General features: G+C 67.1%; 14 protein-coding genes. 1 reads left to right on the top strand and 13 read right to left on the bottom strand.

The genetic code is table 11. The annotated features are described in order from the left end of the window. Positions 1-3: 3 nt before the first annotated feature. The 13 genes from GH660_RS12520 to rpmH all read right to left on the bottom strand — a co-directional run bounded on the left by GH660_RS12520 (position 4) and on the right by rpmH (position 11,194). Entirely contained in the window at positions 4-1,203 is a 1,200-nt protein-coding gene (locus GH660_RS12520; protein WP_153147007.1) for a cation:proton antiporter, read from the bottom strand. Next, positions 1,200-1,970: a class I SAM-dependent methyltransferase gene (locus GH660_RS12515; protein ID WP_153147006.1), complete on the bottom strand. Its 771-nt coding sequence runs from the start codon at positions 1,968-1,970 to the stop codon at positions 1,200-1,202. Before GH660_RS12515 ends, GH660_RS12520 begins: the two co-directional genes overlap by 4 nt. A 24-nt stretch (positions 1,971-1,994) precedes the next feature. Next, a complete protein-coding gene (locus GH660_RS12510) occupies positions 1,995-2,753 on the bottom strand; it encodes a glycosyltransferase family 2 protein (protein WP_153147005.1) in 759 nt (252 codons plus the stop codon). A 10-nt stretch (positions 2,754-2,763) separates the two neighbouring features. Further along, on the bottom strand, positions 2,764-3,546 hold the full coding sequence (locus GH660_RS12505) for a 1-acyl-sn-glycerol-3-phosphate acyltransferase (RefSeq protein ID WP_153147004.1): 783 nt from the start codon (positions 3,544-3,546) through the stop codon (positions 2,764-2,766). Next, a complete protein-coding gene (locus tag GH660_RS12500; RefSeq protein ID WP_228276485.1) occupies positions 3,543-4,556 on the bottom strand; it encodes a hypothetical protein in 1,014 nt (337 codons plus the stop codon). The genes GH660_RS12505 and GH660_RS12500 overlap by 4 nt, the downstream gene beginning before the upstream one ends. A gap of 2 nt (positions 4,557-4,558) precedes the next feature. Beyond that, positions 4,559-5,905: an NAD(P)/FAD-dependent oxidoreductase gene (locus GH660_RS12495; RefSeq protein ID WP_153147003.1), complete on the bottom strand. Its 1,347-nt coding sequence runs from the start codon at positions 5,903-5,905 to the stop codon at positions 4,559-4,561. A 27-nt stretch (positions 5,906-5,932) separates the two neighbouring features. Next, positions 5,933-6,559 carry a hypothetical protein gene (locus tag GH660_RS12490; RefSeq protein ID WP_153147002.1) on the bottom strand — a complete coding sequence of 209 codons (627 nt, stop codon included), beginning with the start codon at positions 6,557-6,559 and terminating at the stop codon, positions 5,933-5,935. 101 nt (positions 6,560-6,660) lie between these two features. Beyond that, positions 6,661-7,440: a TSUP family transporter gene (locus GH660_RS12485; protein ID WP_228276484.1), complete on the bottom strand. Its 780-nt coding sequence runs from the start codon at positions 7,438-7,440 to the stop codon at positions 6,661-6,663. Further along, positions 7,441-8,787, bottom strand: coding sequence for a tRNA uridine-5-carboxymethylaminomethyl(34) synthesis GTPase MnmE (gene mnmE, locus GH660_RS12480; RefSeq protein WP_153147001.1), 1,347 nt, complete (start codon positions 8,785-8,787; stop codon positions 7,441-7,443). Between the two features lie 3 nt (positions 8,788-8,790). Next, positions 8,791-10,440: a membrane protein insertase YidC gene (yidC, locus tag GH660_RS12475; protein ID WP_153147000.1), complete on the bottom strand. Its 1,650-nt coding sequence runs from the start codon at positions 10,438-10,440 to the stop codon at positions 8,791-8,793. 30 nt (positions 10,441-10,470) lie between these two features. Then, positions 10,471-10,680: a membrane protein insertion efficiency factor YidD gene (gene yidD, locus GH660_RS12470; protein ID WP_153146999.1), complete on the bottom strand. Its 210-nt coding sequence runs from the start codon at positions 10,678-10,680 to the stop codon at positions 10,471-10,473. Continuing rightward, positions 10,677-11,042 carry a ribonuclease P protein component gene (gene rnpA / locus GH660_RS12465; RefSeq protein ID WP_153146998.1) on the bottom strand — a complete coding sequence of 122 codons (366 nt, stop codon included), beginning with the start codon at positions 11,040-11,042 and terminating at the stop codon, positions 10,677-10,679. Before rnpA ends, yidD begins: the two co-directional genes overlap by 4 nt. Positions 11,043-11,059: 17 nt before the next feature. Beyond that, positions 11,060-11,194: a 50S ribosomal protein L34 gene (gene rpmH, locus GH660_RS12460; RefSeq protein WP_153146997.1), complete on the bottom strand. Its 135-nt coding sequence runs from the start codon at positions 11,192-11,194 to the stop codon at positions 11,060-11,062. A gap of 235 nt (positions 11,195-11,429) precedes the next feature. Here rpmH and dnaA point away from each other — a divergent pair, with 235 nt between their 5' ends. Next, the gene (dnaA, locus tag GH660_RS12455) at positions 11,430-12,821 is read left to right on the top strand and encodes a chromosomal replication initiator protein DnaA (RefSeq protein ID WP_153146996.1); all 1,392 of its coding nucleotides are present in this window, start codon (positions 11,430-11,432) and stop codon (positions 12,819-12,821) included. The last annotated feature ends 193 nt before the right edge of the window (positions 12,822-13,014 follow it).

Here is a 13,014-nt window from a genome sequence, read left to right as displayed (position 1 = left end):
TCCTCAGGCGGAGCGCCGGATCAATGCCTGCAGCCGCGCCAGTTGCGGCGCGACCAGCGGCACGGTGAGCATGGTGCTGGCGACCGCCATCAGCAGCAACGCGGTGAAGGCTTCGGGAGTGATGATCTGCTTGTCGAGCAGGATGTTGGCGAAAATGATCATGATCAGCGCCTTGGTCTGCAGCAGCCAGCCGATGACGCTCGCCTCGCCCGGCGTCCAGCCGAGCAGGCGGCCGGCAAAGCGCACGCCGATCAGCTTGCCGGCGACCGCGGCGACCAGCAGCAGGGCGGCGGCGAAGAACACCGCGACGCCGCCGACCCCCCAGTTGGTGCGCAGGCCGGTGCTCAGGAAGAAGACCGGCATCATGACCAGCAGCACGTGGTGGCGCAGCTGGTCCATGCGTGCCTGGTCGAACCAGTCGGCCTCGATGACGGCGCCGGCGAGGAAGGCGCCGACCATGAAATGCAGGCCGGCCCAGTCGGCGCCGAAGGCGCAGACGGCGAGCCAGATCAGCGCGACGTACCAGCGGTCGCGCTCGGCCAGACGCTGCATCAGCCGGCGGAAGCCCCAGGCGGCGATGGCGAAGGCGAGCAGGAAGGCAGCCTGCTTGCCGACCCGCTGCCAGTCCATCAGGATCAACGCCAGGACGCCCCAGATCGCGATGTCGTCGAGGCTGGCGTAGCGCAGGATGCGCTGGCCGATCGGCTGGCGCAGGATGTCCAGCTTTTCCATGAGCAGGATCAGGATGGGCAGGGCGGTGACGGCGCAGGCCATGCCGACGCCGAGCACGAATTGCCAGGTGCGTGCCTGCGGCCCCATCCAGCCGTCGTACATGAGCAGGCCGGCGGCGGCCAGGCAGCCGAAGAGCAGCGGCGTGCCGAGCGCCAGTCCGGCGGTAATGGTGCTCTCGCGGCGGTGTTCCCAGGCCTTCCTGAGGTCGAGTTCGATGCCGGCGATCATGACGAACAGCATCACCGCCCACCAGGCGATGCCGTTCAGCGCCTGGACGACGGCCGGCGTGAATACGAAGGCGTAGTAATCGGGCAGGAAGCGGCCGAGGATGCCGGGTCCGAGCAGGATGCCGGTAATGATCTGGACGACGACCAGCGGCGCCCAGTAGTCGGTCTGCGCGACGCGCCAGATCAGCCAGGGCGCGGAGAAGATGATCGTCATCGCGATCAGGAAGACTTCGGTGGTGTTCATGAAACCCGGTCGGCCTTGCGCCCGAGATATTCGCGGAAGATGCCGAAGGTGACCGTACAGTGGACATCCTCGAAGCCAGCCTGGCGCAGGGCGGCGAGTACCAGCGCCGGGTCAACGGCGGCGGCGACGGTGTCGCCGTAATAGGCCCACAGGCGGCCGACGTCGGCCCGGCTGCGGCCGAGCCGCGAGAGCAGCGGCACGACGTGGCCGAGATAGGCGGCCAGCAGCCACTGGCCGAACCGGTTCCGCGGGCGGCTGATTTCCATCAGGCAGACCCGGCCACCGGGCCGCAGCACGCGCAGGTACTCGGCGAAGGCGCGATCGAGGTCGCCGACGTGGCGCAGCGCGTAGCCCATCGAGATGAAATCGACATGAGCGTCGGGCAGCGGGATCGCCTCGGCATAGCCTTCGATGGTCTCGACATCGACCTTCCGGCGCAGCTCGGCGAGCATGCCGGGCGAGGGGTCGAGGGCCAGCACCCGGCCCTGCGGGCCGACCAGTTCCACCGCGGCAACCGTCACCAGGCCGGTGCCGGCGGCCACGTCGAGCAGGTGCATGCCGGCGCCGAGGCCGTTGCGCTGCAGCACCTCACGCCGATAGCGCGGCCCGGTGCCGAAGCCGGTGATGCGCTCGGCCTCGTCGTAGCCGGCGGCCGCCTGGTCGAACAACTCGCGGGTGACGCGCCGCCGCTCGTCCTCGCCGGAAAAATAGGCGTCGAGGCGGGCATCGGGTTTGAGGGCGGTATGGCGCGGTTCGCTCGGATTCATTGTCGCAACTGTCAAAAAAGGATTTCAGTGGGTAACGCGGCGCCAGACCAGCCACGGCAAGCGCAGCAGGAAGCCGATGAACAGCCGCGTGTGCATCCAGGTCAGCAGCGTGTTGTCGCGCAGGTATTTGAAATGCGAGACACCGCCTTCGGCCGCCGACAAGTAGCGTACCGGCGCGTCGAGGTTGCGCGGGCGGACGCCGGCCCAGCACAGCCGGACGACAGCTTCCGGATCGAAATCGAAGCGGCGCATGAAGCGGTTTTTTTGCATGACCCGGATCAGCGGCGCGATCGGATAGACGCGGAAGCCGTACAGCGAATCGCCGATGCCCATCCACAGGGTTTCGAGATTGGCCCAGCCGTTCGACACCTTGCGCCCATTGACGCGCAGCGCCGGCGCTTCCGGCCCGAACACCGGCTTGCCCAGCACCATGGCGCCGGGATCGGCCTGCGAGGCGGTCATGAAGGCAGGGATCAGGTCGGCCGGATGCTGGCCGTCGGAATCCATGGTCAGCGCGTGGGTGAAGCCGGCGGCGGCGGCGCGCGTGATGCCGGCGAGCACCGCCGCGCCCTTGCCGCGGTTTTCCGGCAGGGCGATGACCTGCAGGCCGTCGTCCTGCGCCGCCAGCGCCTGCAGCTGCTCGGCGCTGCCATCGCTGCTGCCGTCGACCACGACCCAGACCGGCGTCCACTGCGCGCGCGCCGCGCGCACGGTGGCGACCACCCCGGGGCCGGGGTTGTAGCTGGGGATGATGACGAGGTGGGTGCGGGAAGCGGTGGACATGGGTTGGAGGTCAGGCCGCGCCGGTTGCGGTCGACGCCGTATTTTGGCCCAATTCCGCGCGGAAATAGGCAGCGAGTTCGCGGGTGAAGGCGGCGTGATCGACCGGCGGTGGAAAGCGCTGGCCGAGGCGGATACGGCAATGCAGGGGCAACTGCGGGCGCCGGAACAGCGGCCAGGCCTTGCCGAGATAGGGCGTCGAGAACTCGATCAGCAGCGTCTGCACCGGCGTCGCCGCCCGCCAGGCGAGCAGGCCGCAGCCCGGCGCGAAGGGATCGAGCGGGAAGCCGGCGGTCCGCGATCCTTCGGGAAAGATCACCAGTTGCGCGCCGTCACGCAGTTCGGCACGCGCCTGCAGAATCATTTCCAGCGGCGCATCGTTGCGGATATAGCCGGCGAGACGCGCCGCCGCGCCGAACAGCAGGCGGTCGAGCAGGGCGGCCTTGATCACGCAGACGGCGTCGGGCAAGCGCGAAGCAATCAATACCACATCGAGCAGCGAGGGATGGTTGGCGGCGACGATCAGCGGCCCGGCGTCGCGCAGGCGGTCGAGTTCGGCGAGATCGAAACGGCAGGCGCAGAACCATTGCAGGAAACCGAGGTAGAAACGGAAGCCGTACATGATCGCCCGCCGCCCGAGCGCCTGCCCGGTCGGGCGCGGCAGCAGCGGCCGCAGCAGCAGCGCGCAGGGCAGCCAGAGCAGGCAGAGGACGGCAAGCGCACCGAGCCCGAGCAGCATGGCGAGCATTTCGTAGGCGATCCACAGCGGATGGCCGGCGCGCCGCGGCCCGCTCATCCGGCCAGCGGGTGGAGGCCGGTCGCCTCGATTTCCAGCAGCAGGTCGGCGCGGCAGATGTCGGCCTGGACGAACACGATGTCGGCGGCGGCGCCGAGGTGCGTGGCCAGGACATCGGCGACCCCGGCGAGATCGGCCGCATGGCGGAGGTAGACGCGATAGCTCAGCGCATCGGGCGCGTAGGCGGCCGAGCGGCGAACCTGGTTGGCGGCCTCGACGACCGCGCCGATGTTGGCCAGCACCTCGCGGCACTGGGCGACGGCGTCGCCGGCGTGCACCGTCCGGTGGCCGACGATGCTCGCCGTGCCGGAAACGAAGAGGATTTCCTGGTCCGCCAGGCTGGCCAACATGGCGCGTGAGAAGGTCGGGCTGCGCGGCCCGTAGTCGGCGGGGTAGTGGTAGGCGCTGACCTGGCGCGGGTTCTCGAGCGCCGTCGCTGCCCGCTCGCCGGCCATGAAGGCGATGCGCAGCGGCCCGCCGGCGAGGCCGATGGCGCAGGCGGCCGGCACGTTGCCGGTGGCGCCACGGTGGAATTCGAGGAAGGCATCCTGGCGGCCGATGTTGAACTGGCGATAGCGTTCGAGGCCGTGCGACTCGCCGTTGATGTCGGCGAAGTAGTTCCACGCCCGCCACAGGTGCGGCACCCGCTCGGCGGCGAGCAGCCGGAAGATGCGGCGATACGCGGCGTGGCTGGCGGCCTGCAGCGGCGAGCGGTCGCCGGTGCCGGGAAAGTCCGCCTCGGCGATTTCGCAGACGCCGTAGAGCATGCCGTCGCCGCGCCGCCAGGCGATGCCCTCGCTGCAACCCGCCGTGCAGGGTCCGGACGCCAGCCACAGCTCGTGCAGGCCTGTCGCGGTCGACCCCGGCAAAGGGGCAAAAATGCTCTGCAGCGGCCAGCCCGGCGGACTGCCGGCCGGCGCCGGGCCGAGACAGGCGCCGCCCAGCACGTGACCGGCGGCGGCCCCGGCGGGCAGGGCGCCCGGCACGACGCGGGTCTGCAGTTCGAGCACCGTCAGCCCGGCGTGACGGCCGCGTCGTCGACGCGGCGGATGTTGAAGCGGCGCCGCCGCCAGCCGCGGAAGGCGCGCCGCGGCTGCAGGAGGTTGGCGCTGTAGTAGAGCAGCTTGAAGATGCGCAGCGAATTCCAGATCGGCGTCCTGCCGAAGATGTCGCCGGCCAGGACCGAGAGCAGCGCCTCCTTGACGCGGAAGATGTTCTTCGGGCCCATGAAGAAATCGCGCATGATCGGGTTGGTCACGCGGTAGATGAACCACGAGAATTCCTTCGGCCCGTGCCGCATCAGGCGGTCGAAGCGCTTGAGGGCGGCAGGGGCCGCCGCCGGGTTGCGGAGGCAGGCGTCGATGGTCTCGGCGCCGAGCACGCCGCTGTGCATCGCCAGCCAGACGCCGGACGAAAAGACCGGGTCGATGAAGGCGTAGGCATCGCCGAGCAGCAGGTAGTTGGGGCCGTGGTTGCGCTCGGAAACATAGGAGAAATTGCCGGTCGCCTCGACCTCGTTGACCAGCTCGGCGTCCTGCAGGCGCTCGGCGAGCGCCGGGCAGAGGGCGATGCCGTCGGCGAGAAACTGCTGCAGGCTGCGTCCGCCGCGCGTTTGCATGAAATACGGCCAGGTCACCATGCCGACGCTGGTGACGTCGCCCTGCATCGGGATGAACCAGAACCAGCCGTGTTCGAACCAGAAGATGGTGATGTTGCCTGCGGCCTGGCCTTCGTTGCGCCGAGCCCCGGCGTAGTGGCCGTAGACCGCCGAGCTGTTGTGCTTCGGATTGCGCTGCTTGATGCGAAAGCGGTTGGCGAGGAAGGTGTCGCGTCCGGAGGCATCCACCACGAAGCGCGCCTGCCATTCTTCCTCGCGCCCGTCGTCATGGCAGGCGCGAACGACCGCGCCGCTGTTGTCAGGCAGGAAATCGACGCGCCGCACCTTGCAGCCTTCATGCACCGCGACGCCCTTGCGCGCCGCATTGCGGATCAGCACGGCGTCGAATTCGGCGCGCTTGACCTGGTAGGCGTAGGGCATCGCCTTGTCCCAGGCGTCGGCGAACTCGAAGGCCTGCTTGTGGGCGTGGTGCGGCGAGACGAACTCGGCGCCCCATTTCTGCATGCCGATGGCGCGCACCTCGTCGCCCACGCCTAGCCGCTCGAACAGCGGCAGGTTGGCCGGCAGCAGCGATTCGCCGATGTGGAAGCGCGGATGGCGGGCCTTGTCGAGCAGCACCACCGAATAGCCCATCTCGGCCAGCAGCGGCGCCACCGTCGACCCGGCCGGGCCGCCGCCGATGACCAGCACGTCGCATTGCCGCGGTGCCGCCGGAGGTGCTGCCTGGGCGCTGGCTGTCATCTTGCGACTCCTTCGTGACGGGCGCGCTCAGCGGCCCTTGTAGGTGACCGCGCCGACGACCTCGGCCTGGCCGTCGATCCGGCTCAGCTTGTTGGCGGACCAATAGACGTAATAGGGCGCGAAGCCTGACCACCAGTAGCGCCACGACGGGCCGTCGAGCCGGAACTTGTCGCTGGTCTGCGGATAGCCGACGGCAATGATCACCTGTTCCCGCGTCATGCCCTTGAGCAGGCGGCCGGCCTTGACCGCGTCGCGCACCGGCGGCGGGAAGGCGGCGATCTTCGGCCGCGGATCGTCGGCAACGACGATGCGGCCCAGCCATTCCTGCATCGTCTCCTGGTCGCGATGTTCGAGCAGCAGGCGCAACGAGCGGCCGTCGACATCGACATGGGCAACGTAGCCGTCGATCTTCGTTACCCGGAGCGGCGTGCCGGCCGCCACGAACGGCAGCTGGCCGTAATTCGAATCGCTGACCAGGTCACCGTCGTAATGCAGGTTGCAGCAGGCGTAACCGACCTGGAGAGAGGCGGCCCGGGCGCGCGGCGCGGGCGCCTCGCCGTCGGACGTCGGGCCGCCGGCGCAGGCCGCGAGCAGGGCGGCCAGGGCGGCTGCGGTCGACAGGCGAAAAGGCCCGAAAATGGTGTGAGCTGACATCGAATTCCCTTTGTGCTGCGGCCTGGATTATACCCTTCCGCCAGCGCCCCGCCGGCACGGCGGACCGGGCAGCCGGTCGGACTCGACAGGTCGGCAGGCTGCTAGACGAAGCCCCGCGCGGTGTCCCAGGCGAACTTGACGATCAGCACCGCCACCAGGACCAGGAAGACCCGGCGCACGAAGCGGCTGCCGTGGCGCAGCGCCAGCCAGGTGCCGGCCTGCGAACCGGCGACGTTGGCGGCCGCCATCGCCACCGCCAGCAGCGGCAGGACATGGCCGTTGGGAACGAAGTAGAGCAGCGCCGCCAGGTTGGTCGCCACGTTGACCACCTTGGCGCTGGCCGAGGCGTGCAGGAAATCGAAGCCGAAATAGCGGACGAACAGGAAGATCAGGAAGCTGCCGGTTCCCGGCCCGAAAAACCCGTCGTAGAAGCCGATGCCGCCGCCGAGCAGCAGGGCGTAGACCAGTTCGCTATGGCCGCTGTGGGCCGGGCGGTGGGCCTCGCCGAATTCCTTCTTTTTCAGGGTGTAGACCGCGGCGACCACGAGCAGGACGAGGATCAGCGGGCGCACCGCGTCGCGCGGCAGCCAGGCGACGGCGGCCGCCCCGACGTAGGAGAAGGCGAAGGCGGCGAACGCCGCCGGCAGGATGGTGCGCCACGGCATGACGACGCGGCGCGCGTAGCGCCAGGTCGCGTTGGCGGTGCCGACGATGCTGGCGCACTTGTTGGTGCCGAACAGGGTGGCGGCCGACTCGCCCGGATGCACGGCGAACAGGGCGGGAATCTGGATCAGCCCGCCACCGCCGACCACGGCGTCGACGGCACCGGCGAAAAAGGCGGCGACGACCAGCGCCAGCAGGCCCGGGGCGAGCGCTTCCACCTACTTTCCGATGCAGAAGCGGCTGAAAATGACGCCGAGCAGGTCGTCGGCGGTGAATTCGCCGGTGATTTCGCCGAGCGACTGCTGCGCCAGGCGCAGTTCCTCGGCGAAGAGCTCGAGCGCCGGCAGGCGGCCCTCGACGACGTTGCTCGCCGCCACCACGTGCTCCTGCGCCGCGGCCAGCGCGCGCAGGTGGCGTTCGCGGGCGATGAAGACGTCCTCGGCCTGGTGCCAGCCGGCGACACGCAGCAGTTCGGCGCGCAGCAGGTCGATGCCCTGGTTGGCCTTCGCCGACAGCGAAACGGCGACGCCGTCGGCCTCGTCGTGACGTTCCGGCGCACGGCCGGCGAGGTCGATCTTGTTGTAGACGGTGACGCGCTGCAGGCGGGCGGGCAGCTTGCCGAGGATTTCGCGGTCGGCTTCGCCGACGCCGCTGCGCGCATCGACCAGCAGGAGGACCACGTCGGCCCGCTCGATTTCCTGCCAGCTGCGTGCGATGCCGATCTTCTCGACCTCGTCCTCGGTTTCGCGCAGGCCGGCGGTGTCAATGACGTGCAGCGGAATTCCCTCGATCTGGATGGTCGACCGCAGCGCATCGCGCGTGGTGCCGGCGATCGGCGTGACGATGGCCAGTTCGTCGCCGGCCAGGCGGTTGAGCAGCGACGACTTGCCGACGTTGGGCTGGCCGGCCAGCACGACGTGCAGGCCGGACTGCAGCAGCTTGCCCTGGCCGGCGCGGTCGAAAATTTCCGCCAGTTTCGTCTGCAGGCGCTGCAGGCGGCCGAAGGCATCGGCGGCCTTGAGGAAATCGATTTCTTCTTCGGGGAAATCGAGGGTCGCCTCGACCAGCATGCGCAGGTTGATCAGTTCGTCGGTCAGCGTCTGGATCGCCTGCGAGAACTCGCCCTGCAGGGAACGCACGGCGGAGCGGGCGGCGCTCGCCGTGGCGGCATCGATCAGGTCGGCGACCGCCTCGGCCTGCGCCAGGTCCATCTTGCCGTTGAGGAAGGCGCGGCGGCTGAATTCGCCCGGTTCGGCCAGGCGCGCGCCGAGGTCGAGACAGCGCGCGAGCAGCATCTGCATGACGACCGGGCCGCCGTGGCCCTGCAGTTCGAGGACGTCCTCGCCGGTGAAGGAATGCGGGCCGGGGAAAAACAGCAGAATTCCGGTGTCGACCGCAACCCCCTCGGCCGAACGGAAATCGGCCAGCGTGGCGTGGCGCGGCTGCGGCGTCTTGCCGGTCAGCGCAAAAGCAAAGGGCAGCAAATTGCTGCCCGAGATGCGTATCACCCCGACACCGCCGCGGCCGGGGGCCGTGGCGATGGCGGCGATGGTGCCGGAGTTCACACGTCAGGCCTTGGCGTCGTTGGCCGCCTTGCCGCCGGCCTCGATCATGCGCGTGATCTGCCACTGCTGGGCGATCGACAGGACGTTGTTGACCACCCAGTAGAGAACCAGGCCGGCCGGGAACCAGAAGAACATGAAGCCGAAGATCAGCGGCATCATCATCATCACCTTGGCCTGGATCGGGTCCGGCGGCGTCGGGTTCAGCTTGGTCTGGACGAACATCGAGGCCATCATGATGACCGGCAGAATGTAGAAGGGATCGGGCGCCGCCAGGTCGTGGATCCACAGGATCCACGGCGCGCCGCGCATCTCGACGGCACCGAGCAGCACCCAATAGAGGGCGATGAAGACCGGAATCTGCACGAGGATCGGCAGGCAGCCGCCGAGCGGGTTGACCTTCTCGGTCTGATACAGCTTCATCATCTCCTGGTTCAGGCGCTGCTTGTCGTCGGCGTAGCGTTCCTTCAGCTGCATCAGGCGCGGCGTCAGCACGCGCATCTTGGCCATCGACTTGTAGGAGGCGGCGGACAGCGGATAGAAGACGGCCTTGATGATGATGGTCAGGATGACGATGGCCCAGCCCCAGTTGCCGACCAGCTTGTAGATCGCCTGCAGGGCCCAGAAGATGGGCGCCGCGACGACGGTCAGCCAGCCGTAGTCGACGACGAGGTCGAGGCCCGGCGCCAGCTTCTTCAGCGTGTCCTGCTCCTGCGGGCCGGCGTAGAGGTCGACGGAGGTGCCGCCCTTCGCACCCGGCGCGATTTCCGCCACCGGCACGATGACGCCGGCCTGGTAGAGGTTCTGCCCGTCGACCTTGCGCATGTAGTACTCGCGCTGGCTGTGCTCCTTGGGCACGAAGGCCGACACGAAATAATGCTGGACCATGGCCAGCCAGCCGTTGTCGGCGGCCTTGGCGAATTTGGCCTTGCCGGCGCCGATGTCGTCGAAGCTCACCTTCTGGTACTTGTCGGCCTCGGTATAGACCGCCGGGCCGGTGAAGGTCGACACCATCATCGTTTCGCCTTCCGGCGCCACGCTGTCGCGCTGCAGCTGGTAGTAGGCGTGGGCGGACAGCGGCTTGTCGCCCTTGTTGTCGATTTCCCAGGCCACGTCGACCAGGTAGGAACCGCGCCTGAAGGTCAGGATCTTGGCCACGTTGGCACCGTTGGGCGCAGTGGCTTCGAGGCGGACCTTCAACTCGTCGGCACCGTCGGCCAGCGTGGTCGGGCCGGCGACGCGCCGGAACGTCGTGCGGTGCGTCGGCATTCCGTCGCCGATCAGGCCGCTCTGCATCACGTAATGGTGCTTGGCGTCGAACAGCGCGAAGGTCTTGTCCTGGCTGTCGTGTTCCTTGTAGTTCAGCAGATCGAGGTGGACGATGTCGCCGCCGACGGTGGAAATCGTGGCCTTGACCAGGTCGGTCTGGATATCGACGGTTTCGCCGGCAACCGCGGGCGCCGCCGCGGCACCGGGCGCGGCAGCCGGCGCACCGGCCTGGAGGGCGGCCGACGGCTGCGGCGCGGCGCTGCCGGCCGGCACGGCGGCCGTTGCATTGGCCGGCGGCTTGGGCTGGTTGTACTTCTGCCAGCTTTCCCACAGCATGAAGCTGGAGAAGGTGAAGATCAAAACCAGGATCAGGCGACGAGTGTCCATGAACAGCCTACGTAATCAAGCATTCTCAAATCAGGGTACCGGATCGTACCCGCCGGGATGCCAGGGATGGCAGCGGCAGACGCGCTTGACGCCGAGCCAGCCACCCTTGAGGGCACCGTATTTCTGTACTGCTTCCACCGCATATTCCGAACAGCTCGGATAATAACGGCAACGCCGCCCGAGAAACGGGCTGATCGCATACTGGTAGGTGCGCAGCAGGGCGACCAGCAGGCGCTTCATCGCTTTTCCCGCGGCCGCTGCAGCTTTTCCAGCAGGGCCAGGAAATCGCTGGCGATCGCCTTGCCGACGAGCGGCCGTTGCGGCTTCACAGCCAGCCGGACGACCAGGTCGACCGGCGGCAGGTTCGGCCGACAGCGGCGAAACTCCTCGCGGATCACCCGTTTGACCCGGTTGCGGTCAACGGCCCGCTTGACCAGTTTCTTGCCGACCACCAGGCCGAGGCGCGCCTCGCTGAAACCTTCGGCCCGCGGCTGGTAGTGCAGCATCAGCAATTCACCGCGAATCGCCCTCCTGAAACCAAAAACGGATGAGAACTCATCCGTTTTTGTCAGGCGATAGCGTCTGGCGAAGGCTTGTTCCACCCCGCCGAACGTCCGGCTTAAACGGCCAGACGGGCGCGACCCTTGGCGCGGCGAGCAGCGATGACTGCGCGGCCACCCTTGGTGCGCATACGAACCAGGAAGCCATGGGTGCGCTTGCGGCGCACGACCGACGGTTGATACGTGCGTTTCATGTGGTAATCCCTTGATGTGCTAAGAAAAACGCGCAATTACACCGTGTTTCGACCCGTCCTGTCAAGATCAATTATTTCCGAAAGCTGTGGATAACTTGCCGGGGCAGGGGTAGAATCCGGGTTTCGCACACGGCCCGCCGGCCGTCCCGCGATTTTGTAAAAAATTCCACTGAATCATGTAGTTAATAAAACCGCCAGCAATTTTTTGCCTGCGCGGGGAGGAGTATTGTTGGCGATGGCCGGTTTTTGGGAATCCTGCTTGCAGCGTTTCGAACAGGAATTGCCTGTGCAGCAGTTCAATACCTGGATCAAGCCGCTGCGCCTCGAAGGGGAAAGCCAGCCGCTCGAAGGGTTGCGGCTGATCGCTCCCAACGGCTTCATCATGAAGTGGGTGCGCGACCGCTACCTGACGCGCATCGAGGACTACAGCCGCGCCTTCTTCAGCGGGCCGGTCAGCATTTCGCTGGTCATCGACGGCGGCAAGGGGGGCAGCGCTAGCAACGGCAACGCGCGCTCCGCCGGCCCGGAACCGGCAACGGTCGCGACGGCCCCGGCCGCACCGGTGGCGCCGAGCCCCGGCAAGGCGCCAGGCAAGGCCAACACCTACGAAAAATCGCGCCTCTTCCCGGCGTTCACCTTCGACACCCTGGTCGTCGGCAAGGCCAACGACCTCGCCCGCGCCGCCGCCGTTCAGGTCGCGAACAACCCCGGCGGCGCCTACAACCCGCTGTTCATCTACGGCGGCGCCGGCCTCGGCAAGACCCATCTGATCCACGCCATCGGCAATACCATCGTTGGCGAAAACCCGGACAAGATTGTCCGCTACGTGCATGCCGAGGACTACTACTCGGACGTCGTACGCGCCTACCAGCAGAAATCCTTCGACACCTTCAAGCGCACCTACCGCACGCTCGACGTGCTGCTGCTCGACGACGTCCAGTTCTTCAACGGCAAGAACCGCTCGCAGGAGGAATTCTTCTTCCTCTTCAACGCCCTGATCGAGGCGCGCAAGCAGATCATCATCACCTGCGACACCTATCCGAAGGACATCAACGGCCTCGATGACCGCCTGGTGACCCGCTTCGACTGGGGCCTGACGGTCCAGATCGAGCCGCCGGAACTCGAGATGCGCGTCGCCATCCTGAAGAAGAAGGCCGAGGCCGAGGGCCTGCAGCTCGACGACGAGGTCGCCTTCTTCATCGCCAAGCACCTGCGTTCCAATGTCCGCGAACTGGAAGGCGCACTCAAGAAGGTGCTCGCCTATTCCTCCTTCCACGGCCGCGTCATCGCCCTCGACCTCGCCAAGGAGGCGCTCAAGGATCTCATCGGCTCGGTGCGCAACGTCGGCATCGACAACATCCAGAAGACGGTAGCCGACTATTACAAGATCAAGGTCGCCGATTTCTTTTCCAAGAACCGCAAGCGTGCCGTCACGCGGCCGCGCCAACTGGCCATGTGGCTGTGTCGCGAAGTCACCTCGCACAGCTACCCGGAAATCGGCGACGCCTTCGGCGGCCGCGATCACACCACGGTCATCCATGCGGTCAAGACCATCGAATCGCTGCGCCTCAAGGAAAGCGAACTCAATCATGACCTGCACGTGCTGCTGCAGGTGCTGAAGGGGTGAAAGCTGTTGATAAGCCTGTGCGGATACTGTCAGCCGATTGTGGGCCAACCGGGGATTTCCGCTTTGTGGGAAAATTGTCCAGAATTCGCCCACAGGCAAAGCAGTGCCTTGCACAGAGCCTGAAATAACAACTAACTACATGAAAATAAACAACTTGTTTATCTTATCCACAGACTTGTTCCCGATGTAGTCA

The sequence above is a fragment of the Dechloromonas sp. H13 genome (assembly GCF_009469615.1).
Lineage (GTDB): Bacteria > Pseudomonadota > Gammaproteobacteria > Burkholderiales > Rhodocyclaceae > Azonexus.
This window is presented reverse-complemented; position numbering and strand designations above follow the sequence as displayed.